The following is a 22,074-nucleotide window of genomic DNA, read 5'->3' on the forward strand; positions in this document are numbered from 1 at the left end:
TCCGTGTCGATCCAAGATCGTGCTCCCTTCGCCAGTCTTGAATCCGATCCGCGCGCAAAAGGGAAGCCCATAAATGTCCACACGCCTTAGTTTTGCTATAGCACTGGCAGTGGTTCCGCCCCCCCTCACCAACTGGCCAGAGCGCCTGTCATGAGCACCGCGGCAAGGGCGACAGAGCCGATGTGCGCGGGCTCGATCTGAGCGCTCCGTTATGCTCGCCAAGCGCAATAACCCGACCGTCATTCATCATGCCGAGACCCGGCGCGGCAATGACCCGTGTGTTGAACCCGCCGGGATGTCTCCCTGCAGCAGAAATCATCAAAACGACGGTTCTATGGGACATGAATCGGATCGCAGGGGAAATTCGAGGTCAAGGATGATCGGAAGTGTGACTGGTCATGGTCGAGCAGTTTGGGTGACCATTACATTTTGGGTAACGATCAGCCTTTCTGCCTTTGTAACGTGCCTGCAGCCGCCGTCGCGCTCACACCGTCCGCACTTGCTTCCAGCTTAAAAGGTGCGGAATTTCATGAAAAATCTCTCTAGGTTACTTGGCGTCGGCGTTCTTGCATGCACGGCAGTTCCCTCATCGGTATTCGCGCAGGACGCAGGCATCACAGGTGATGCCGATATTCCGGGCAAGCCCACGCCCAACGTCGGCATCGGCTTTTTCGACATTTCCGGTAATGGCAGCACCATAGCGGGCGTCCTGCGTGTCGATGCCACGACATACAGAGCCTACCGGATCACGGCTTCAGGTTATGAGGCGCTGCCCGGCATCGATGGCGATGCCTATGTGCTGGCAAACGGTGTCTCCGACGACGGAACCGTAATCGCCGGCCTCTCCGCCGCGACCTACATTTCCCGGTCGGCGGCGGTGGTCTGGGAAGGCACCAGCATGACCACGCTTGCGCATCTCAACCCTACGGCGGGCTACTCTCAGTCGAGCGCCGCCAATGGCGTTTCGGGTGATGGTGCCGTAATTGTCGGTAGCAGCGCCACAAGCACGGGGGCGACACATGCCGTGCGCTGGGTGAACAAGGGAACGCCCGAAGATCTCAACGGCGACGACTTCGTCAGTTCCATCGCCCTGCGGGCCAGCCGCGATGGCCGTGTCGTCGCTGGCTATGGCGGCAATGCAACGTACACGAACGAAGCCTTCGTCTGGACCCAGAACGGCGGCATGGTGGGGCTGGGCGTATTGCCGGCGGATGTCGGCACCACATATGCGAAGAGCCGTGCAACCGATGTTTCCGCCGACGGCAACGTGGTCGTCGGCTTTTCAGCGGGCCACGGCAACGGGGACGATATGGAAGCGTTCCGCTGGACCAGTGGCGGCGGCATGACCGGTCTGGGCTTACTGTCGGGCGGGACACACAGCCGTGCCTATGCTGTCAATGCCGACGGTACGGTCATCGTTGGTTCCGCCACCCAGCCCGGCACCTATGTCGCACAGGAACTCGTGGCATTCCGCTGGACGCAGAGCGGCGGAATGCAGACGGTGTCGGCATGGCTCACGGCCAATGGCGTCAGTGTTGGCAGCAACACCTTCACCGATGCCACCGGTGTCAGCGACGATGGCAACGTCGTCATCGGGACGGGCCAGATCAACGGAACCACCCAGCAGTACATCGCCCGAGTGGCCGCATCGACGGGCGGCGGCGACAATCCGGGCGACGGCGGCACTGGCGGCGGTGACACTGGCGGTGGCGATACGGGCGGCGGTGACACCGGTGGCGGCGACAACGGTGGCGGGGACAACGGTGGCGGGGACAATGGCGGCTTGATCGGCCTTGTCGATTATCTCTACACCGTTTCGAACAATGGCGGCGTCACCTTCCAGAACCTGATCAACGGGGCGAACGTCATCCTGTTCGGGGCCCACCACCGTCCGCTTCTGGACTACGCCGGCAACGGCCGCACCTGCGGCTGGATCACGGGCGACTATGCCGAATCGAACCGGAACAACCGCCGCAACGTGAGCGGTGAAGCCGGCATCTGTCATGACCTTGCGGAAGGCGTGCGCATCGGTTTCGGCGGCGGCGCGGACGGCATCGACCTCGATACGTCGTTCGGTGGCCAGTCGAAAGCCGACGGCTATCACCTGGTGGGCGAACTCGATGTGCAGCCGCAGGGAATGCCGCTGATCTTCAGCCTCACCGGCTATTACGCGGACTGGAACGTATCGCTCGCCCGTGCCTACCAAAACGGAACCGGCATCGACGTTTCCAGGAGCAAGACTGATGCCCGCGCCTGGGCCCTGCGCGGCCGGGCCGACTGGCGCGACATGGTGCGGCTGGGCAAGGATGTGAGTCTGTCGAGCTACGCGGCCTTCTCGCACATCCATGTCGGCATGGATGGCTACACCGAAACCGGCGGCGCCTTCCCGCTGGCCATGAACGCGATGAAGTCGAACACCGATGAAATGCGCCTTGGCGGCATCCTCGGCGCGAACCTCGCGGACAAGGTCAGGCTGCAGATCTCCGGCGAGTGGGTCCACCGCTTCGATCCCACCGCGGCCCCGTTGACCGGCACGATCCTCGGTGTCGGCGGCTTCGCCGTGGCAGGAGCGGTGCCGGAGCAGGACTGGGGCCGCGCAGGGCTCGATCTGGACTTCGGCCTCAGCAGTCGGACGATGCTCTCGTTCTCCGGCCACGCGATGCTGGGCCATGGCGACGACGCCCGTCTGGGCGGCAGCGCCAGCCTGCGCTTCAACTTCTGAAGCCGCCGCCACTCGTCAGCGTCGGCGCGTCCCTCAGGGCGCGCCGACCAGCGAGAAGGCAGCCCAGACAGCCGGGTGGGAGGCATCGGGAATGGCAGGATCATCGGCCAGTGCCATCATCGCCCGGCGCAGGGCTTCGGGCCGGGCATGGCCCGCCGCACTTTCCCGCAGTGTCGCCACCGTCAGCCGGGTGGCGGCATCATCGCGCAAGGGCCAGGAGGAAACCAGAAGGTTGCGCGCACCCGCCCTGACGAAGGCACTGGCAAGGCCGCTCAACTGCGGTGCGCCCGGTTCCGATCCCGCCGCGCTGTTGCAGGCGGACAGGACCACCCAGTCGGCATTGAGCTTCCACTGCGCGATCTCGCTCGCCGTCAGCAGGACTGAGGTGTCCCCATCCGGCGACAGCAGCAGTGCTGCCTCGCCCGCATTTCCGCTCTCGCTGGGAGCCAGGCCGTGGGTGGCAAAGGCAATGATCTGGAACCTGTCGAGCGGCTGTGCCATGATCTGCGCCCTGGTCGCGTCCGCTCCCGCCAGCAACACCGACCGTTCCTCGCCGAAGGCGGCCCCCATCTGGCGCAATTCAACAGCGGCGCCGGGCAGCGGGGCAAAGGCAGGGGCACTGCCCAGTTCCACCCGTCCGCCCCTGACCGCGATCTTGCCCGGTGCGAGTTTCAGCGACGGTCCCGTAACCGGATCGCCAATGCCGAGAAACGCAAGATCGGCCTTCGGCGCACCGGATGCGGCGGCGAACCGGGACGCTCCACCGGCCAGACCTGTCAGCAACGTCACGGCATGGGTGCGCGCCAGCCAGCCAGGCCTGCCGGGCGATCCGCCGGGCGCCTCCAGAAGGCTGAGCGGCAATTCCGCCAGAACGCCGCTGGGCGCGTACCGCAGATCGCGATGGCTGTTCAGGATGGGCCGCAGGGCGGGCGCAAACAGGGCATCGTAGAGACCGCGCGCCGCGGCATGGTCGAAATGGGCGGCCGAGCCCCTGGCGCGAAAATCATCTATCGATCCCCGGATACGGTGAACCAGTGCCGTGACCTTGGCGGACGGTGCGGCCGGAGCGGAAGCCATCCCGTCACGCGTGATCGCCATGGTCATGCCGCCACGCTGGGCCATCAGCGGCACGATCACCACCTGGTCCGGCCTCAGGCTGCTGCGGAAGGATGCCAGATCGGTGACCTCCGGCCGGGTGCGGCGGGCAAAATCGGGCAGGACCGCGCTCAGTTCCCGCTCGCGCAGCGCTAGGGCCGCGTCGGCTTCGGCAATGGACGCATTAATGGCGGGCAGTTCTGACGGGTTTTCCGCCTGCGCGACATTGCGTCTGCGGTCCAGCGACTGACGGACGGTCGCCGCCTGCTGATAGGCGAACAGCCGGTCCGCGACTCGCGGGTCGGCGGTAGCCCGGCGAGCGAACGACTGGGCTTCCGCCGTGGTGATCTCGCTGATCGAGATCAGCTGCATTACCCGGAAAGCGAGTTCGGTATCGCCCGCATCGATGGCCATGCGCGCCAGAGCAAGGAAACTGGACAGCACCAGCGAGCGATAGCGGATGCGCTGCCGGGCATTGGCATCGGTGGCGACCAACTTTTCAGCCATCCGTTCGAATACGGGCCGGGCAGCAGCCGTCCCGGCCACAGGTCCCTTGGCCGCGCCGACCACGCGCGAATAGGCCAGCTCCAGGCTCATGCGCCGCAAGCTGTCTTCGGGCAGGGTCGCCCTGACGGCAGCAACAGCCGCCTCTGAAAGCGCGAGCGCCTGTTCCGCACGTCCATTCGCCGCCATGACGGCAGCAAGGTGGAGGCGTGCTTGCGGAATCGCCTGATTGTCGGGCTTCAGATGTCCCTCGGCATAACGCACTGCGGCCTGCGCACGCTCCACCGCCAGCTTGCCATCGCCCCGGTTGCTGGCCGATTCCGAGGCAAACCGCAGCGTATCGACAGGCGCGGTGAAACTGCCCTCGGGCGCCTGTTCAAACCATTTGAGCGCCTGCATCCAGAGCGCCTCTGCCTCAAGGCCACGCCCCATGTAATCAAGCGTGGTCGCAAGATTGGAAAGCGCGGTGGCTCGTTGGTTGAGATTGCCCGGCTGGTAACGCGCGAACAGGTCAACCGACTTGCGCAGCAGCACTTCCGCCTCGGCAAAGCGGCCCGAATTGCGCAAGTCCACACCGTAGTTGTTCAGCGCAACGAGAAAGGCGGGGCTTGCTTCTGGCGCATGTTCGACGCCCCATGCGACTGCCTTCTCCTGCACGGCGAGGCTTTCCTCCAGCCGTCCGGCGGCATCGAGCGCCGCGCCCAGGTTAGAGAGGGCGGTCAGGTTTCCCGTCGCACCTTCAGCGAGGCACGATCTTGCATTTTCGGCCATGCGCCTGCTCGCCGCAATCGCTCCGGGGCCGTCGCCCTTTTGCGAGGCGATGAAATTGCGAGCCATTGCGGACCAGTATGCCTGAACGCTAAGGTCGTCCCTTCCCCCGAACCGGGATGCCTCGGCGGCCGAAAGCAATCGCACCGCTTCTTCAGGCTTGCCGAAGATGGCCGCAAGCAGCGAACCGTTGGATAGCCGCACGCTGTCGAAATCCGGATCGGGAGCGGCAGGCGCCAGTGCCATGGCGCGCGCCTGAGCCGCCACAGAGGCATCATTGTCGTTCCCGCCCTGCGTGTAGGACAGCCAGACCAGACCACGGACGATCATCTGGGGCGGCACGCCCGGGGTGCCTTCCGCCTCATCGAGAAACGCCTTCCAGTCGCGCACCAGCTCGGTCTGGTCCCCGTCGATGTCCTTTGCCGCAAGGCGGGCATACTGCGCCGTCATGGGCGCCTCCGCGGGCCAGGCAGGCGCGATGGGCTTGCGATCGCACTGGGCACGGACCGGGACGGCTGCGATGGACACGAGGAATGATGTGGCAAGAAGCCACTGCGCGCATTTCATCAGTATCATGCCCCCCGGCTGGAACGCTTACTGCATCACGATAACGAACTTTGCGGGCCTTTTGCCAGCGTTCATGAGTTTGACCCGGACGCGGCCGGTAAAGACCGGCACCCAGTCACAATTGGCGGTGCCTTCCCGCACGCTGCAACTGCGTTCCTGATCTCCATCGTTGACCTGCAACCGGAACCTGATCGGAATCGTCGGGAAGGCGGCAACACGGGCGCGTCGTCCGGCAAGGAACGACTGTTCCAGCGCATAGCGGCCGCCTGGTTGCAGCGTGATGTTCAGATAGGCGGGGCCCAGCACGCGCTCGCGGTAGGCGGGGCTCGCCTCGCCACGCCACTGCGCCGCCAGATCAGCTGCACCCTCGACCGGATGGGCACCTAGCGCGGCCAGAGCGGAAGCTGCCGCCGCCGTCTGCTCCGCCTGGCCAGTGGCCTCGCCGCTCATACCTGCCCGAAGGGCGGCAACGGTCCGCGCAAAATCGTCCCGCGGTGCCGCCCCGGCCAGGAGCGCAAGAGCACCGGCGGCAAATACGATACGAATCACGCCGTCTCCTTTCTCGAAATCACGAAGCGCGCGCCGGGACGGGCATCCTCGACCCGGATCGACAGGCCATGACGTGCGGCAATCACCCGCACCAGCGACAGACCAAGGCCATGCCCGGGGGGCGAGCCACCGTCGGCCGCGCGGGCGAAGCGTTGGAAGATGTGTTCCCGTTCAGCCTCGCGGATACCGGGTCCGTTGTCCTCCACCACCAGTTCCGGCCCCGGCGCCAGCGACATGCGCACGCTGCACCCGGCCGGCGCGAACTTCAGCGCGTTGTCGAGCAAGTTCGCGATCATGCGGCTGATCTGCATGGGTTCGCCGAACAGCTCGATGCCGGGTGCGATGCGGGCGGTGAAGGCAAGCCCCGCCTCTTCGGCGCTGGCCGCGTACAGATCCGCGAGATCGCCGACGAGCTCGGACAAGTCGACCCGCTCGCTCTGCCTTTCCTCGACCGTCTCGGTCAGCGCGATGTCGAGGAGGACTTCGAACAGCGAAACGATCTGCCGGATGTCCGCGCGCGCGCATTCCAGCTCCGCGGTGACGGCCGGATCGCCACCGGCCTGCTCGATCAGGTGCAGCAGGCGGGTGTCGAGATGGACCAGCGGCGTGCGCAGTTCATGCGCGATGCCATCGCTGATCCGCCGCTGCGCCACCACGAACTCTGCATTGCGCTCGAGGTGCCGTGCCACGTGGCCGCCGAGCACGTCGAACTCGTCGTGCCCCGCTGCCTCGGGGGGGCGGGCTAGCAGATCGCCTGCCTCGAAACGGGCGAACGCATCGTTGAGAGCCGCGATCCGCGCGCGAAAGCGCCGCGCCATCACCAGCGCCACGCCCAACGCCGCGGCCATCAACAGTGCAGCCACCGCCAGCAGCCGCAAGGTCAGTGCCCTGGTAATCTCCTGCAACGGCGCTTCGCTACGCCCGACGAAAAGGGCGTACTGCCCGCGCAGCAGCGTCGCCCGCACATGGATGGCATCGCCCCCGACATTCCACTCCCCCTGTGCCGACTGCGCGGGATCGAAGGGCGGGACGGCTGGCAGGTTGCCCGCAAGGCGGCGGCCACCCGGCGCGAGCAGCAGGTAGTAGGGTCGTGCGTTCCAGCCGGCGGAGATGTCCGCGCGATCACCGATGCGGCGCACGAGTTCATCGATTCCACCCTGCTCGGCCACGTCCACCAAGCCGGCGATGTCGGTATCGACCATGTGCAGCAGGTCCGCCTGGACCGTATCGCGTACGGTCGCGATCGTGGCGAAAGCGAACGCGCTCAATCCGGTTAGCATCAGCCCGATCGTCACCAGCGCCTGCCGGACGGCAACCGAATGGAACCCGCTGGCGCCCACGGATCAGTTCGCGTGAGCCGGCCGCAGGCGATAGCCCTTGCCGCGAACGGTCTCGAGCCAAGGCTGGCCGAAACCCTCGTCCAGCTTACGCCGCAGACGCACAAGGTTGACGTCGATCACATTGGTCTGCGGGTCGAAATTGAGTTTCCACACGCGGAGCAACAACATCTGCCGCGTCACCACCTGGCCCGCATTTTCCATCAGCAGTTTCAGGACATCGAATTCCTTGGGACTGAGCTTGAGGTGCTGGCCTGCCCGATACGCGGTCCGCGCCTTCAGATGCATTTCGATGTCGCCATGGACAATCACCGGCTGGTTGGCCAGCGCCGCGCCGCGCCGGTGGAGGGCGCGCACGCGCGCAACAAGCTCAGTTGGCTCGAAAGGCTTGGCAAGATAGTCGTCGGCCCCGACATCGAGCCCTTCGACCCTGTGCTGCGCCCTACCAAGTGCGGAAAGCATGAGCACGGGCTTTCGAATACCCGATCCGCGAAGCTGCTCGATGGCGGCAATCCCATCCATGCCAGGCAGCATCCGGTCCATGATGATGACGTCGAAATCGGCCGTCGCGGCATGGCGCAATCCCGCTTCCGCTTCCGCATCCCAAACACACTCGATCCCCTCGCGGACCAGCGTTTCCGAAATGGCCCGAGCTGTCAGCGCATCGTCTTCGATCAGCAACGTTCGCAACCAACACGCCTTTGCAGTTGTGAGCAGGTGTTCCGGTAGCTGCAGAATGGACCAGTCCACCAGTTATATTCGCTGTAATTTACCCGCTCTCGATCCCACCGAAAAGGGTGTGCCTAGCTACCTTCTAGGATGGGCTTTCTGCAAGGTGTTCGCGAAATGCATCTTGAGAGCGCCATGTTTGCTGCACCTCGACGTTTACAGGACAACCATGCCCATCTTGAACCTTGTGCGATCACGGCCAAGCCATCCGGTCGAACAGCACCGAGAATACGATTGCCCCTGGAAGAACGCACTCCCCTGTTGCACCGTGTGGCCCGCCGGAGTAAGGCCCCGCCCGCCATGCTTACCGACCTCCAGCAACAACCCGCCGACGCGCTCCTTGCGCTCATCAAGCTTCACAACACGGACCCGCGCGCCGACAAGATCGACCTTGGCGTGGGCGTGTATCGTACCGGCCAGGGGGACACCCCGGTGTTCGGGGCGATCAAGGCGGCGGAGAAGAAGCTTGTCGAGGAGCAGGACTCCAAGGCCTATCTCGGCCCCGAGGGTGACATGGGCTTCGTCGAGGCACTGATGCCTTACATCTTCGGCAAGGACAGCGCCGAGATGGCCAAAATCCTTGAAGCGGGCCGTATAGAGGGCATGCAGACCCCCGGCGGCACCGGCTCGCTGCGCCTGGCGCTCGGGATGGTGAAGCGTGCCGGCTGCAAGCGCATTATCGTCGGCAAGCCGAGCTGGCCCAACCACAACCAGATTTGCGCCGATCTTGGCCTCGGCGTCGTCGAGTTCAACCACGCCGCAGCTGACGGCACGATCGACATGGACGCGCTGCGCACCGCCATCGCGGCGAGCGAGGATGGCGACGCCATCCTGCTGCACGGCTGCTGCCACAACCCGACCGGCATCGACTATTCGCACGCCGAGTGGGACGAGATCGCCAGTCTGCTGGCCGCCAGCAAGATCCTGCCGATCGTCGATCTTGCCTATCAGGGCCTGGGCGCGGGCATGGAGGAGGATGCCTACGGCCTTCGCCGCGTGCTCGTCTCCGTGCCCGAGGCGCTGATCTGCTATTCATGCGACAAGAATTTCGGTCTCTATCGTGACCGCGTCGGCGCGCTCTATGCGATGGTCGCCGATCCGGCTGACCTGCCCAAGGTCATGTCGAACGGCCATTCGCTGGCCCGTGCCAACTGGTCGCAGCCGCCGGACCATGGCGGCGCGGCGGTTCGCCTTGTCCTGGAGGACGAGAAGCTGACCGCGCAGTGGCTCGACGAGCTTGACCAGATGCGCGACCGCATGCGCCAGGTGCGCGCCAGGCTTGCCGCGGCGGGCAAGACCGGCGGCGTCGATCTCACGCCGATCGGCGGCCAGAACGGGCTCTTTTCGATCATTCCGTTCACGCCTGAGCAAGTGCAGGCGATGCGCACCAAGCATGGGATCTACTTCGCGGGATCGGGCCGCATCAACGTGGCCGGGTTGACGATGGGCAATATCGACCAGTTCATCGCCGCCGTCGCCGACGTGACCGGCTGACACGGGATCGCGACTGACATCGAAGTGGGATGAGCATGGCTCGTTCCACTTCGGTCAGGCGCCCATTCGCCCCCTGTCGGGAACGTAGACCACCACGCCGCCCAGCGCATAGATGCGCCGCCACCTGGGACTGCGGGCCAGTTCCCCGGCAAGCGGCGCGTTATGCCTCGCATCGAGCACGAACGCCGCCGGGCGCCATTTGCGCACCACGTCGACAAGCGGGACATAGCCGTTTTCGATCCCGCCGTTGTATTTCCACTCGTCGCTGGAATAGCGGTAGTACCGCCCGTCGTAGGCGACATGCCAGTCCGGCCAGCCGGTATCGATGATCGGCCCGCCGAACGGGAAGTCGCCATAGATCGTCCCCCGCACATGCTCCCGCTGGAGCCGGTCGAGCGCGGCCAGCGGCAGCGACGGATCGAAGCGCGCGGGCACCAGCACGGGCGCCAGGGCCGCCACCAGCAGGACGGGAACCACGATCGCCGCCCGGCGCCGCGACGGGACTGTTCCGGCGCCCTCCGGCTCCGCCGACGCGCGCGCGATCACCGGCACGATCGCGACCGCCCAGAACAGCACGAAGCGATAGGCGGCAAGCGTCAACAGGAACAGGGCCAGCGCCACCGCCAGTTCCCCGGCATCCGCGCGGGCACGATTGCGCAGCACCAGCCATAGCACCAGCAGCCCGACCACGACCACACGGGCGGCATTGGCGCGGTTCGCCGGGAACCACAGCGGCAGCCACTCGCTGGCACTGATCGCCACGCTCGCCTCGGCATTTCGGGCGGAAATCGCCAGCACCGAAAAACCGTCCGGCGTCGCGAACATGGCAGCGCAGCCCAGCAGCGCGAGCGCGGTGCACGCCAGCGGAACCCGTCGCCGGCGGTGCCGCAGCCAGCCCTGCCAGTCGATCGCGGCGATCAGCCCCATGGCCATCACCCCGACGCTGACCGACGGGTGGAGGTTCTGCCACGCCAGCAGCAACGGCGCCCCCAGCACGATGGTCAACGACGGTCGCAGATCGAGCCGCCGTAGCGCCAGCAGCAGGCCGAAACACAGTGCCGCGAAGCTTTGCGGCCGGATGCTCGCCGTCTGGAACGCGGCGGCGAAGGAAAGCACGAGCGCCAGCATCACCGCGTGGCGCGGTGCGCCGCGTGACCGGCAGGCGGCGCCCACTGCCCAGAAACCGCCCAGCCAGCACAGCGCGTCGAACACGCGCAGCAGGTCCCAGCCGCCGAGCAGGCGCACGCCGGCCATGATCGCTTGCCCCAGCCAGGCGACCGAGGGCAGCGGCTCGCCCAGGTGCAAGGCCGCGAAGGGTTCGCTACGGACCGGACCGTGCCGCGCGAGGGCCAGTTCGCCCAGCTTGAGCTGCCAGAAGATGTCGACGTCCCAGATCTTGCGCAGCAGCAACGCCAGCAGCATCGCCGCCGGCACCAGCGTGAGCACCGGCCCAGGCACCGACGCAGGCAACCAACCGGTCAAGCCCGGTTCACTGCTCTTGTCACGTTGCGGCAGCGCCACGTCCTGCAATCACGTTCCCTTTCCGCGCCGGGCCTTTCCGCGCTGGCGCCCGCACCAGGGCAGGCACCATGGATCGAAGGAAGCGCAGTTTTCGCACGGACTCGAGCGCCCGGGCAACCGGCCCGGGGAAAACCGGCCCGGGGAAAACCGGCCGCGTCAATAGCCCATCAGGCTGAGCACTTCCTTGCGGGAACGTTCGTCCGTCAGGAACGTGCCCATCATCCGGCTGGTAATCATGCCGACGCCGGGCGTGCGCACGCCGCGCGCGGTCATGCAGGCATGGCTCGCCTCGATCACCACCGCCACGCCGTGCGGCTGGAGGTTTTCCCAGATGCACTGAGCCACTTCTGCGGTCAGGCGCTCCTGGATCTGCAGCCGCCGGGCGAAGCCGTGCAGAACACGGGCGAGCTTGGAGATGCCGACCACGTGGTCGCGCGGCAGATAGGCGATCGCCGCCTTGCCGATGATCGGCGCCAGGTGATGCTCGCAGTGCGACTGGAACGGGATGTCCTTGAGCAGGACCACCTCGTCATAGCCGCCCACTTCCTCGAAAATGCGCGAAAGGTGGACCGCCGGGTCTTCCTGGTAGCCTTGGCAATATTCCTTCCAGGCCCGGGCGACGCGCTTGGGCGTATCGCGCAGCCCCTCGCGCGCCGGGTCGTCGCCGGTCCAGCGCAGCAGCGTGCGAATGGCTTCCTGCACCTCTTCGGGTACGGCCGGCTTGCCGAGCGGGTTGTCTTCGTCGGGTCCGACCAGGCTGCTCATCCCTTTATACTCCTTCTCAATCTCTTCATCAGGCGCATGCGCATCAGTTGCCCCTTGCGCCGGAACAACCCGCGCCGCTCGATCGGTTCGAACATTTCTCCGGGGCGTTCCGGATCGAGCACGCCGCTGTCGCCCAGCGCTCTTTCAGCTTCCGAGAGAGATTTCAAGGGCAACGGCTTTAGGCACTTGCCAGTCACGGCCAGCGCATCGATCACGGCCGCCATCGATCCGCGGCGCGCAATCCCCTCGGCGATCACCTCCTCGCTTACGCCGCAATGTTCCGCCAGCAGCCGCACGCGCAGCCTGGCGATGGCCGGGCCGACGTGCGCGTTCGCGCGCCGCGCGGTGTCGATGAAGACATCGCATTCGCTATCCAGGCCCATCGAGCGGTTGTTCATGTTGGCCGATCCCACGCGCAGGATCTCGTCATCGACGATCGTCAGCTTGGCATGGACGTAGATCGGCGTGCCGTCGGTGGCGAACGGGCTGTAGACGTGGAAGCGGCCCGCGTGGTCCGCATCCCGCAGCGTTTCGACCAGCGCGACCCGCGCCGTGTCCATCGCCACCTGCTCCAGCCAGCCATGAGCGCTGACCGGGCTGACGAGGATGAATTCGGGCGGATCGGGTTCGACCAGGCGCTCGCAGATCACTTCGGCGATCGCGCGTGAGGCGAAGTATTGCGTTTCGGCATAGACGAAGCGCCTGGCCCGCCGGATCTGCTCGATGAAGAGCTGCTCGATCTCGGTGATCTGGGGACTGTCGCCATATGCGGCGCTGGTGCGGGCGATGCCGATCTCGACGTTCTCGAATTCCGCTTCGAGGGTTTCGGGCCAGGGCGTGGTGTCCTGCTCTTCGCACGGAGCCAGCGCCCTGCCTCCCGCGATACGCCAGCGTTCCCGGCCGAGCGTACCCAGCGCGGCGGCGACTTCGCCTTCCATCACCATGGTAACGTCGTGCCACGGGCCATAGGGGCGCCCGGTCGGACTGCGCCGGCGCCGGTCGCGCGGGAAGTGCCGGGGCGTGTCCCAGCGATTGGAGGTCATGTCGATGCCCCCGCAGGCGGCGAACACATCGTCGATGACCACGATCTTCTGGTGATGGCTGCAGCCCACCGGGTGCGCCGAATCGAACTTGAAATCGATCCGCCTGCGCAGCGCCCAGCGCACGAGGTCGAACAGCATGGTGCCGCGAAACAGGTACTTCAGGAAGGCGAAGTTCCACTTGAGCAGCAATATCTCGAGCCGCGGATTATGCTTGACCAGCCAGACGATGTAGGAGCCCAGCCGCGCCGGAAAGCGTACCTTGCGGCCGCGCTGCCACCAGCGCCGCCCGGACGGCAGCAGGATTCGCGAATCGAAATCCCAGCCGATCAGGAAAATGCGCTGGTTCGCCCGGTCCATGGCCACGCGAATGAGGCCGAAATAGTCGGCCGCGTCGATCACCAGGCGGGCGCGGCGCGCCATGGCGTATCGCCATACCGATGCCGAAGCCGCCGCGCCTACTTCGGCTTCATTGCCAGGCTCCTCGTTCATCACCCGCCTTGCTGGATCAGCGACCTCTTCGGATCAAGTCCCTGATGACAACGCACAAACACGCGGCTTGATGCCTCGGGCCCAATAATCCCCCGGACCTCAATTCAGCATCATCTCGCGCGATTCGATATTGTAGCCAACCAGCGTGAGCTTGTTGCCCTCTCCCTTGCGGTAGACGAACTGTTCGGCGCCGCTGCCTTTCTCGAACCTGGTCTGCATGGTCAGCGTCAGGAAGGTGCCGCCGGTGGTGGCGTTGGCGTTCCAGCCGGTCTGCTCGCTGGATTTCACCTTGCCAAGCTTGCGGTGCACCGCTTCGAGCAGCTGGCCGAACTGCTCGGCGCCGGTGGCCTTGCGCAGTTCGGGATCGGCCTGCGCCCACAGGCGTTGCCACTGCCCGGCATCCAGCGCGGCATGAAACCGGTCGACTTCGACCGAGGCTTCCTTGAACGATTCCTGCACCCCGCAGCCGGCAAGCATCGCGCCGGACATTGCGAGAGCGGCAAATGCGACTAGATAGCGCGCGAACGTCCTCATCGGCGCCAGACTAGCCGGAAGCGGAAAGAACACAAGAAAGCATGACCACCCCAGCAATCAAGATCTGCGGCCTGACCACGCCCGACGCGGTCGACGCGGTGGTCAAGGCGCGCGCGGATTTTGCCGGCCTGGTGTTCCATCCGCCCAGCCCGCGCCATCTCAAGCTTGACGCAGCGGCGGCGCTGGCGGCCAGGGCACAGGGCCATGTCCGCCGTGTCGGGCTGTTCGTCGATGCCGACGATGCCGTGCTGGGCGAAACGATCGCGGCGACCGGCATCGATCTTCTGCAATTACAGGGCAGCGAAACGCCGGCGCGAGTGGCGCAAGTCAAGGCGCGCTTCGGGTTGCCGGTATGGAAGGCGCTGCCGATCGCCGCGCGCGCCGACCTGGATCGGGCCGCGGCCTATGCCGAAGTCGCGGACATGGTGCTGCTCGACGCCAAGACACCCAAGGGCGCGCTGCCCGGCGGCCTCGGGCTGTCGTTCGACTGGTCGCTGCTGGTCGGATGGAAAGCGCCTTGCCCATGGGGACTTGCGGGCGGCCTCGCCCCCGGCAACGTCGCCGAAGCGATCCGCTTGACGGGCGCCCCGCTCGTCGATGTCTCATCGGGCGTGCAAAGCTCGCCGGCGGTCAAGGACCCCGCCAAGATTGCCGCCTTCTGTGCGGCCGTGCGGGGAGCATAGGAAAAGGGCGGCCCGCATGACGCGGACCGCCCTCCTGCTCCGAACTCGGTGTATCGGATCAGAACTTGAGACCGACGCCGGCCAGCACGCCGTCCGCATCGGGCGTATTGTCGCCCACCACGTAATGGCGGTATTCGAGCTTGCCGTAGAGCTTCTGGCCGATATCCTGCTGAAAGCCGCCGCCGACGGCGACCGACTCGTTGCAGGTCGAACAGAACTTGGTCTGATAGTCGGACAAGGCGTAGAGCTTGCCGCCGGTGCCGGTCTTGACGCCGACGCGGCCGCCGAGGCCCCAGGAAACGCGCGTGTCGGAAGTCAGCAGCTTGTCCGCCGACACGTCGACACCGGCGAACAGCTTGTCGCCCAGGTCGAAGTCATAGCCGCCGGCAACGCCCGCGATCGCTTCGGTATCGCCGTGGTTCCAGACGACACCGCCGCGAGTCTCCACGCGAACCTCATTGGCTAGCGCCGGGGTAGCAAGCACGGCCCCGGCGGCCGCCGCGAGCGAAAGGATGGCAATACGCATAATCGATACTCCAGATAATCTCCCGGCTGACCGGGGAAGCTTCCGGCTAGAACCGCCGCGCTTGCCGATGGATGAACCAATCAGGGCATTTTCGGGGCAATTGGTCGCAAGGTGACGCAGACTTGCAACAATCGCGATACAATTAAAACTCAACGATATTTTTCAACAGTTCGGCGTATTTTCCCGGCTCGTTCAGCGGCTGGCAAGCTACCTCCTTCCCGCCGCTCCGATCGGCCACAGACGGGCCGGCTGCGGGCGCCGGACGGGATGGATCCGATCGCCCGGGCCGGCCGGCCAATGCCGCTCTGGACAAGCGCCGGAGCCTCTGCCAAGCGCCGCGGATCATGACTGCCCAACCGCCCCTGAACAGCCCCCTGAACAGCCCCACGAGCAGCCCCACGAACAGGCCCGCAAACTCGTTGCGCATGCTGCCCGACGAAACCGGCCACTTCGGCCGGTTCGGCGGACGCTATGTCGCGGAAACGCTGATGCCGCTGATCCTCGATCTTGAGGCGGAATATCGCAAGGCAAGGCAGGACCCGGCATTCCAGGCAGAGTTCGACGATCTGCTCAAGCACTTCGTCGGCCGGCCCAGCCCGCTCTACCATGCCCCCCGCATGACCGAGCACTTCCGGGCGCTGGCGCCGGCGGGCCCCAATGGAGAAAAGCGGGGCCCGAAGATCTACTTCAAGCGCGAGGATCTCAACCACACCGGCGCGCACAAGATCAACAACTGCATCGGGCAGATCCTGCTCGCCATGCGCATGGGCAAGACGCGGATCATAGCCGAAACCGGCGCCGGCCAGCACGGCGTCGCCACCGCCACCGTCGCGGCGCGCTTCGGCCTGCCCTGCGTGATCTTCATGGGCGCCAAGGACGTCGAGCGGCAGAAGCCCAACGTCTTTCGCATGAAGTTGCTGGGCGCCGAGGTGGTGCCCGTGACGAGCGGCGCCGAAACGCTCAAGGACGCGATGAACGAGGCGCTGCGCGACTGGGTCGCCAATGTGCATGACACCTTCTACATCATCGGCACGGCGGCAGGCCCCCATCCCTATCCCGAGCTGGTGCGCGATTTCCAGAGCGTGATCGGCACCGAGACCCGCGAACAGATCATGGAACTTGAAGGCCGCCTGCCCGACATGCTGGTGGCGGCGGTGGGCGGCGGCTCGAACGCGATCGGCATGTTCCACCCCTTCCTGGACGATCCCGAAGTGGCGATGGTCGGCATCGAAGCGGCAGGCCACGGCATCGAAAGCGGCCAGCACGCGGCCAGCCTCACCGGCGGGCGGCCCGGCATCCTCCACGGCAACAAGACCTATCTCTTGCAGGACGAGGACGGCCAGATCACCGAAGCGCATTCGATCTCGGCGGGGCTGGACTATCCCGGCCTCGGCCCGGAGCATTCCTGGCTGCATGAAAGCGGCCGCGTCCGCTACGTGCCGATCACCGATGACGAGGCGCTCGAAGCCTTCCAGCTCTGCTGCGCGCTGGAGGGCATCATCCCGGCCCTGGAAAGTGCCCACGCACTGGCCGCCCTGCCCCGGCTGACCGCCGAGCTGGACAAGGACAGCATCCTCGTCGTCAACGTTTCGGGGCGCGGGGACAAGGACATCTTCACCGTGGCGGATGCGCTGGGGGTGGAGCTTTGAAATGACCCGCTTCGAAACCGCCTTCGCCAAAGGCCCCGCGCTCGTCTGCTTCATCACCGCCGGTGACGGCGACACCGCCGCCAACCTCGACGCGCTGGTCGAGGGCGGCGCCGACGTGATCGAGCTGGGCATGCCCTTCACCGATCCCATGGCCGATGGCCCGGCGATCCAGGAAGCCAACTTGCGCAGCCTTGCCAAGGGCACCCGCACCGCCGACATCTTCCGCATTGCCGCCGCTTTCCGCGCGCGCCACCCGCATGTGCCGCTGGTGCTGATGGGCTATGCCAACCCGATGACGATCCGCGGCCCCGAATGGTTCGCCGCCGAATGCGCCAAGGCCGGGGTAGACGGCGTGATCTGCGTCGACATCCCGCCCGAGGAAGACGCCGAACTCGGTCCGGCGCTGCGCGGCAAGGGTGTCTCGCTGATCCGCCTTGCCACCCCCACCACCGATGCTGCCCGGCTGCCCGCGGTTCTCCGTGGCTCCTCGGGCTTCCTCTATTACGTCTCCGTCGCGGGCATCACCGGCATGCAGCAGGCCGTGCAGACCTCGATTGAAGAGGCGGTGGCGAAGCTCAAGGCGGCGTCGGCCATTCCCGTGGCGGTCGGCTTCGGCGTGCGCACGCCCGAACAGGCAAGCGCCATCGCCAGGGTCGCGGACGGCGTGGTCGTCGGCTCGGCGTTGGTCGATCTCGTCAAGCAGCACGGGGACGAGGCTGCCGGCCCCTTGCGCGAACTGACCTCGGCACTCGCCGAAGCGGTGCACTCGGCCCGCTGACGCGATGCGCGACTTCGCGGTTTCGGAGTCGCCGGCGGTCCAGGCCCAGCTTGACCGCCTCGGCGCGCTTTCGGTGCCGCAAGGGCGGCTTGGCCTCGAGACGATCCGCGCCCTGCTCGACCGGCTCGGCAACCCGCAGCACGCGATGCCGCCGGTATTCCATGTCGCCGGAACCAACGGCAAGGGTTCGACCTGCGCCTTCCTGCGCGCCGCGCTGGAAGCGGCGGGCAAGAGCGTTCACGTCTTCACCAGCCCCCACCTCGTGCGCTTCAACGAACGCATCCGCATCGCCGGCAGGCTGATCGAGGATGGGATGCTGGCAAGCCTGCTCGCCGAAGTGCTCGATGTCGCCGAGGAGGCCGGCATCGGCGCCAGCTTCTTCGAAGTATCGACCGCCGCCGCCTTCCTCGCCTTCGCGCGCGTGCCCGCCGATGCCTGCGTGATCGAAGTGGGCCTGGGCGGCCGTTTCGATGCCACCAACGTCATCGAACGCCCGGCGATCTGCGGCATCGCCTCGCTCGGCATCGATCACGAAGCCTTCCTGCTTGCGCCTGACGAAGACGTTCCGGCCGACGCCTTCGCCCGCATCGCCTTCGAGAAAGCCGGCATCGCCAAGGCAGGCGTTCCGCTGGTGGCGATGGACTACGCGCCGGCGATGAACCGGGCCGTTGAAGCGCAGGCGGCCAGGGCCGGCGCGGCCGTTTTCAGGCTCGCGCGCGACTGGTCGGTCGAACCGGGGCCGAACGGCTTTGCTTATCGCGACGATGGCGGCCGGCTGGACCTGCCTCGGCCCCGCTTGCCGGGCATCCACCAGACATGGAACGCCGGGCTCGCCATCGCCATGCTGCGCCACCAGGCCATTGTCGAAGTTCCCGGCGCGGCGCTTGCGGAGGCCATGAACCGCGCCAGCTGGCCGGCGCGCCTGCAACGCCTGCGGGCAGGCCCGCTGACCGCCTTGCTCCCGCCCGGCACGCCCTGCTGGCTCGACGGCGGACACAATCCCGACGCCGGCCAGGCGCTCGCGCGGCATTTCCGCGACCAGGGTGGGAGGATCCACCTCGCCATCGGCATGCTGGCGAACAAGGACCCGGCGGCCTTGCTTGGCCCTCTGCATGGCCGGCTGGCCAGCGTGACGGTGATTCCGGTGCCGGGCCACGATTGCCATGGCCTGTCGGCCTTCGCCGGGATTCCGTCGATCCCGCGACCATCCGAAGCGGACGACGTAGCTTCTGCGCTGCGACGCTTCGAAGTCGATCCGGAAGCCGGAGAGATCGCGCTGATCGCGGGTTCGCTCTACCTGGCGGGTGCCGTGCTGCGGGAGAACGGCGAGCTTCCGGATTAGGGCTGTGGATCGTCCTCGCCCACAGTGCCCATCGCATCGTCGACAAGGCCGGTGCGCATCATCCACCAGAACAGCACGATACCCGGCACCGCTGCAAGGGTGGTGAGCAGGTAGAAGTTCACGTAGCCCATGGTTTCGATCAGCGCGCCCGCCGTGGTGCCGGTGAGCAAACGGCCGACCACGCTCGCGCCCGCCGAAATCAAGGCATATTGCGAAGCGGTGAAGCGCAGATCGCACAGCGCTGAGAAGTACGCGATGACGACGACGCCGCCATAGCCCGACGCGATGTTCTCGAACCCGATCGCGCCCGCCATGCCCCAGTTGCTGTGTCCCGCCGCCGCCAGCGCGGCGAAGCTGACGTTGGAAACGCCCATCAGCACCAGCGAAAGCATGACCGAGCGCTTCAATCCCATCTTCGCGAAGGCGACGCCGCCGATGAACACGCCGATCATGTAAGCCCAGAACCCCAGGCCAACGTCATAAAGCGCAATTTCGTCGTTGCTGAAATGAAGGTCATCGAACAGCAGGCGGAAAGTCAGGTTCGCCAGGGTATCGCCGATCTTGTGGACAAGGATGAACAGCAGCACCAGGAACGCGCCATTGCGCCGGAAGAATTCTCCGAATGGCCCCACGATCGAGTTCCAGATTTCACCGATGCCGCGCTTCTGAAGCACCACCTTGCGCCGCTCCGGCTCGCCCAGGAACAGCGCGGTGAGCATCGCCGGCAGCGCGAAGACCGCGCAGGCCGCGTAGCCGACGCCCCACCCGTGCCGGGCCGAGAGCACCAGCGCCAGCGCGCCGGCGCCGGTCGAACCGATGCGCCAGCCGTACTGGCTCATGCCCGAGCCCGTACCGAGCTGGTAGGGCTTGAGTGTCTCGATCCGGTAGGCATCGATGACGATATCAAAGCTGGCGCCGGCCGCGCCCACCAGCACGGCCGCGATCACCGTGGCGCCGATGTCCGCCCCGGGATCGACCAGCGCAAGATTGAGTACCGCGGCAATGACCAGCACGCCGCACACCAGCATCCACGACACCCGCTGGCCCATTCCGCCCAGCACCGGCAACCGCACGCCATCGATGATCCACGCCCAGAAGACCTTGAGATTGTAGACCATGAAGGCAAGCGTAAAGGCGGTGACGGTCTTCTTGTCGATCCCGTCCTGCGCCAGCCGCGTGGTCAGCGTCGCGCCGATCATCGCATAAGGAAAGCCGGAGGACAGGCCCAGCAGGAAGGCAGCGAGCGATTCCCTTTCGAGATAGGGCTTGACCGAATCCCACGCCCCGCGACGCTGCTCGATGGTTGGGGCGTCCACGCCTTGCTCCTTAGAATGCCGAACCCGCGCCAACCTAGCGCAGCCTGGGCTGAAGGGAAGGCTGGATGAAGCGACGATCAACAGGTATGGGCGCTCGCATGTCCAAACCACCTCACAAGTCCGGCGCACCGGGACGCGGTTCCGTTCGCGGCGCTTCTTCGCGCGGCGGCGGCCCGAATGGCGGCGCACCGTCTGGAAATCGCCGCTTCGGCAAGAACGCGGGCGCCAGTTCGGTCGACGGAAGGCCAGCCCCGCGCAAGCCGCGTCCGGCGCCCCGCGCCGCCGCGCCGACGCCGCGCGACCCCTCGCTGCCGCCGCGAGAGGGCGAGCGCATCGCCAAGCTGCTCGCCCGCGCCGGGGTCGCCAGCCGGCGCGAGGCGGAGCGGATGATCGCCGAGGGGCGGGTCAAGCTGGGCGAGGGTGTGATCGACACGCCCTCGACCGTGCTGACCAGCCTCAAGGGCGTTACTGTCGACGGCAAGCCGGTCAAGGCGCCCGAGGCGACGCGGCTGTTCGTGTTCCACAAGCCGGCCGGCCTCATCACCGCCGAGCGCGATCCGGCGGACCGGCCGACGATCTACACCGCGCTGAGGAACGCGCTGCCGCCCGATACCGGCCGGGTGATGCCGATCGGCCGGCTCGACTTCAACACCGAGGGCCTGCTGCTGCTGACCAACGACGGCGCGTTCAAGCGCCAGCTCGAACTGCCGGCGACGGGCGTGCCGCGCACTTATCGCGCCCGCGCCTTCGGCCCTGTGACCCAGGCCCAGCTCGAAGAGCTGATCGAGGGCATCGAGATCGACGGCATGCGCTATGGCAAGATCGACGCCAACATGGAACGCAGCACCGGGCGCAATCAGTGGATCGAACTGACGCTGACCGAAGGCAAGAACCGCGAGGTGCGCCGGGTGCTCGAACATCTCGGGCTGGAAGTCAGCCGCCTGATCCGCACCGCCTACGGCCCGTTCCGACTGCTGGACCTGCCCAAGGGCGCGGCGATCGAAATCGATTCGAAGACGCTTGAAAAGTTCCGCAAGACCCTGCCGGAACCGCGGCCGGAACCGCGTTCGTCGTGAGATTCCCAGCATGAGGATCATCGCCGGCGAATGGCGCGGACGCAAGCTGGTCGCGCCCGCGGGCGACACCACGCGCCCGACGGCCGATCGCACTCGCGAGACGCTGTTTTCGATGCTCACCAGCCGGCTGGGCTCGTTCGAGGGACTGAAAGTGGCCGATCTTTTCGCCGGATCGGGCGCGCTGGGCCTCGAAGCGCTGTCACGCGGGGCGGCGCATTGCCTCTTCGTCGATCAGGACCCCGCCGCGATCCGGTCGATCCGCCAGAACATCGCGAACCTGCACGCCCAGTCGCGGAGCGACGTGCGCGCGGGTTCGGTGCTGTCGCTGGGACCGGTCAAGGAACGGGTCGACCTCATCCTGCTCGATCCGCCTTACGATACCGGCGCCGGCGCGGTCGCGATCGACAAGCTGGCCCGGCTGGGATGGATCGGCGAGACGGCGTGGGTCAGCCTCGAAACCTCCAGGGGCGAAAGCATCGCCATCAAGGGATTCGAAACCGAAGCCGTGCGCGACGTCGGCAAGGCGCGGCTTCACATCCTGCGACGCGAAAGCTGAGCTTTCGGGCCTTGCGCGCGGCGTAGCCGCC

Annotated in this window: 18 protein-coding genes; 8 read left to right on the forward strand and 10 right to left on the reverse strand. The window is 66.4% G+C overall.

Translation table 11 applies throughout. The features are described from left to right. Positions 1 to 529: 529 nt before the first annotated feature. On the forward strand, positions 530 to 2,722 hold the full coding sequence (locus tag BM052_RS13275) for an autotransporter domain-containing protein (protein ID WP_091147655.1): 2,193 nt from the start codon (positions 530 to 532) through the stop codon (positions 2,720 to 2,722). Positions 2,723 to 2,755: 33 nt separating this feature from the next. Here BM052_RS13275 and BM052_RS13280 read toward each other — a convergent pair whose 3' ends face one another. From BM052_RS13280 to BM052_RS13295, 4 genes are all read right to left on the reverse strand, one after another. Beyond that, a complete protein-coding gene (locus tag BM052_RS13280; protein ID WP_177198473.1) occupies positions 2,756 to 5,539 on the reverse strand; it encodes a CHAT domain-containing protein in 2,784 nt (927 codons plus the stop codon). A 144-nt stretch (positions 5,540 to 5,683) separates the two neighbouring features. Then, positions 5,684 to 6,205 (reverse strand): hypothetical protein, encoded by a 522-nt coding sequence (locus tag BM052_RS13285; RefSeq protein ID WP_177198474.1) that lies wholly within the window; start codon positions 6,203 to 6,205, stop codon positions 5,684 to 5,686. Then, the gene (locus BM052_RS13290; protein WP_091147661.1) at positions 6,202 to 7,545 is read right to left on the reverse strand and encodes a sensor histidine kinase; all 1,344 of its coding nucleotides are present in this window, start codon (positions 7,543 to 7,545) and stop codon (positions 6,202 to 6,204) included. The genes BM052_RS13285 and BM052_RS13290 overlap by 4 nt, the downstream gene beginning before the upstream one ends. A gap of 3 nt (positions 7,546 to 7,548) precedes the next feature. Further along, entirely contained in the window at positions 7,549 to 8,292 is a 744-nt protein-coding gene (locus tag BM052_RS13295; RefSeq protein WP_255406130.1) for a response regulator transcription factor, read from the reverse strand. A gap of 279 nt (positions 8,293 to 8,571) precedes the next feature. Between BM052_RS13295 and BM052_RS13300 the strand changes: the two genes are divergently transcribed. Then, positions 8,572 to 9,765: an amino acid aminotransferase gene (locus tag BM052_RS13300; RefSeq protein ID WP_091147664.1), complete on the forward strand. Its 1,194-nt coding sequence runs from the start codon at positions 8,572 to 8,574 to the stop codon at positions 9,763 to 9,765. Positions 9,766 to 9,819: 54 nt separating this feature from the next. Here the strand turns inward: BM052_RS13300 and BM052_RS13305 are convergent, their stop codons facing one another. The 4 genes from BM052_RS13305 to BM052_RS13320 form a co-directional block, all read right to left on the reverse strand. Continuing rightward, positions 9,820 to 11,247: a hypothetical protein gene (locus BM052_RS13305; RefSeq protein ID WP_091147782.1), complete on the reverse strand. Its 1,428-nt coding sequence runs from the start codon at positions 11,245 to 11,247 to the stop codon at positions 9,820 to 9,822. A 195-nt stretch (positions 11,248 to 11,442) separates the two neighbouring features. Beyond that, a complete protein-coding gene (gene folE / locus BM052_RS13310; RefSeq protein ID WP_091147666.1) occupies positions 11,443 to 12,051 on the reverse strand; it encodes a GTP cyclohydrolase I FolE in 609 nt (202 codons plus the stop codon). Further along, positions 12,048 to 13,583 carry a phospholipase D-like domain-containing protein gene (locus tag BM052_RS13315; RefSeq protein ID WP_091147668.1) on the reverse strand — a complete coding sequence of 512 codons (1,536 nt, stop codon included), beginning with the start codon at positions 13,581 to 13,583 and terminating at the stop codon, positions 12,048 to 12,050. The genes folE and BM052_RS13315 overlap by 4 nt, the downstream gene beginning before the upstream one ends. Positions 13,584 to 13,682: 99 nt before the next feature. After that, positions 13,683 to 14,072 (reverse strand): DUF4019 domain-containing protein, encoded by a 390-nt coding sequence (locus BM052_RS13320; RefSeq protein WP_255406131.1) that lies wholly within the window; start codon positions 14,070 to 14,072, stop codon positions 13,683 to 13,685. An 86-nt stretch (positions 14,073 to 14,158) separates the two neighbouring features. Between BM052_RS13320 and BM052_RS13325 the strand changes: the two genes are divergently transcribed. Then, the gene (locus BM052_RS13325; RefSeq protein WP_091147671.1) at positions 14,159 to 14,800 is read left to right on the forward strand and encodes a phosphoribosylanthranilate isomerase; all 642 of its coding nucleotides are present in this window, start codon (positions 14,159 to 14,161) and stop codon (positions 14,798 to 14,800) included. Positions 14,801 to 14,858: 58 nt separating this feature from the next. Here the strand turns inward: BM052_RS13325 and BM052_RS13330 are convergent, their stop codons facing one another. Beyond that, a complete protein-coding gene (locus BM052_RS13330; RefSeq protein WP_091147672.1) occupies positions 14,859 to 15,326 on the reverse strand; it encodes a hypothetical protein in 468 nt (155 codons plus the stop codon). A 425-nt stretch (positions 15,327 to 15,751) separates the two neighbouring features. On the opposite strand from BM052_RS13330, the gene trpB reads away from it, so the two are divergent. Genes trpB through BM052_RS13350 form a run of 3 tightly spaced genes read left to right on the forward strand, consistent with a single transcriptional unit; the run spans position 15,752 to position 19,095 of the window. Next, entirely contained in the window at positions 15,752 to 16,975 is a 1,224-nt protein-coding gene (gene trpB, locus BM052_RS13340) for a tryptophan synthase subunit beta (RefSeq protein ID WP_091147676.1), read from the forward strand. Between the two features lies 1 nt (position 16,976). Then, positions 16,977 to 17,753 (forward strand): tryptophan synthase subunit alpha, encoded by a 777-nt coding sequence (gene trpA / locus BM052_RS13345; RefSeq protein WP_091147677.1) that lies wholly within the window; start codon positions 16,977 to 16,979, stop codon positions 17,751 to 17,753. Between the two features lie 4 nt (positions 17,754 to 17,757). Continuing rightward, on the forward strand, positions 17,758 to 19,095 hold the full coding sequence (locus tag BM052_RS13350) for a bifunctional folylpolyglutamate synthase/dihydrofolate synthase (RefSeq protein WP_091147679.1): 1,338 nt from the start codon (positions 17,758 to 17,760) through the stop codon (positions 19,093 to 19,095). On the opposite strand, the gene BM052_RS13355 is transcribed toward BM052_RS13350, so the two are convergent. Further along, positions 19,092 to 20,411: an AmpG family muropeptide MFS transporter gene (locus BM052_RS13355; protein ID WP_091147680.1), complete on the reverse strand. Its 1,320-nt coding sequence runs from the start codon at positions 20,409 to 20,411 to the stop codon at positions 19,092 to 19,094. The genes BM052_RS13350 and BM052_RS13355 overlap by 4 nt on opposite strands. Positions 20,412 to 20,509: 98 nt before the next feature. On the opposite strand from BM052_RS13355, the gene BM052_RS13360 reads away from it, so the two are divergent. Next, the gene (locus BM052_RS13360; protein WP_091147682.1) at positions 20,510 to 21,487 is read left to right on the forward strand and encodes a pseudouridine synthase; all 978 of its coding nucleotides are present in this window, start codon (positions 20,510 to 20,512) and stop codon (positions 21,485 to 21,487) included. Between the two features lie 10 nt (positions 21,488 to 21,497). Next, positions 21,498 to 22,043, forward strand: a complete 546-nt coding sequence (gene rsmD / locus BM052_RS13365; RefSeq protein ID WP_255406132.1) for a 16S rRNA (guanine(966)-N(2))-methyltransferase RsmD — start codon at positions 21,498 to 21,500, stop codon at positions 22,041 to 22,043. Positions 22,044 to 22,074: the final 31 nt, after the last annotated feature.

It is taken from the genome of Novosphingobium sp. CF614, assembly GCF_900113255.1.
Taxonomy (GTDB): Bacteria; Pseudomonadota; Alphaproteobacteria; order Sphingomonadales; family Sphingomonadaceae; genus Novosphingobium.

Excerpts from the sequence above, each read along its gene's own strand:
- BM052_RS13275 (WP_091147655.1), top strand. The coding sequence starts at position 530 with ATGAAAAATCTCTCTAGGTTACTTGGCGTCGGCGTTCTTGCATGCACG.
- BM052_RS13280 (WP_177198473.1), bottom strand. The coding sequence starts at position 5,539 with ATGACGGCGCAGTATGCCCGCCTTGCGGCAAAGGACATCGACGGGGAC.
- BM052_RS13300 (WP_091147664.1), top strand. The coding sequence starts at position 8,572 with ATGCTTACCGACCTCCAGCAACAACCCGCCGACGCGCTCCTTGCGCTC.
- folE (WP_091147666.1), bottom strand. The coding sequence starts at position 12,051 with ATGAGCAGCCTGGTCGGACCCGACGAAGACAACCCGCTCGGCAAGCCG.
- BM052_RS13315 (WP_091147668.1), bottom strand. The coding sequence starts at position 13,583 with ATGAACGAGGAGCCTGGCAATGAAGCCGAAGTAGGCGCGGCGGCTTCG.
- BM052_RS13320 (WP_255406131.1), bottom strand. The coding sequence starts at position 14,072 with ATGTCCGGCGCGATGCTTGCCGGCTGCGGGGTGCAGGAATCGTTCAAG.
- BM052_RS13325 (WP_091147671.1), top strand. The coding sequence starts at position 14,159 with ATGACCACCCCAGCAATCAAGATCTGCGGCCTGACCACGCCCGACGCG.
- BM052_RS13330 (WP_091147672.1), bottom strand. The coding sequence starts at position 15,326 with ATGCGTATTGCCATCCTTTCGCTCGCGGCGGCCGCCGGGGCCGTGCTT.
- trpB (WP_091147676.1), top strand. The coding sequence starts at position 15,752 with ATGCTGCCCGACGAAACCGGCCACTTCGGCCGGTTCGGCGGACGCTAT.
- trpA (WP_091147677.1), top strand. The coding sequence starts at position 16,977 with ATGACCCGCTTCGAAACCGCCTTCGCCAAAGGCCCCGCGCTCGTCTGC.
- BM052_RS13350 (WP_091147679.1), top strand. The coding sequence starts at position 17,758 with ATGCGCGACTTCGCGGTTTCGGAGTCGCCGGCGGTCCAGGCCCAGCTT.
- BM052_RS13360 (WP_091147682.1), top strand. The coding sequence starts at position 20,510 with ATGTCCAAACCACCTCACAAGTCCGGCGCACCGGGACGCGGTTCCGTT.
- rsmD (WP_255406132.1), top strand. The coding sequence starts at position 21,498 with ATGAGGATCATCGCCGGCGAATGGCGCGGACGCAAGCTGGTCGCGCCC.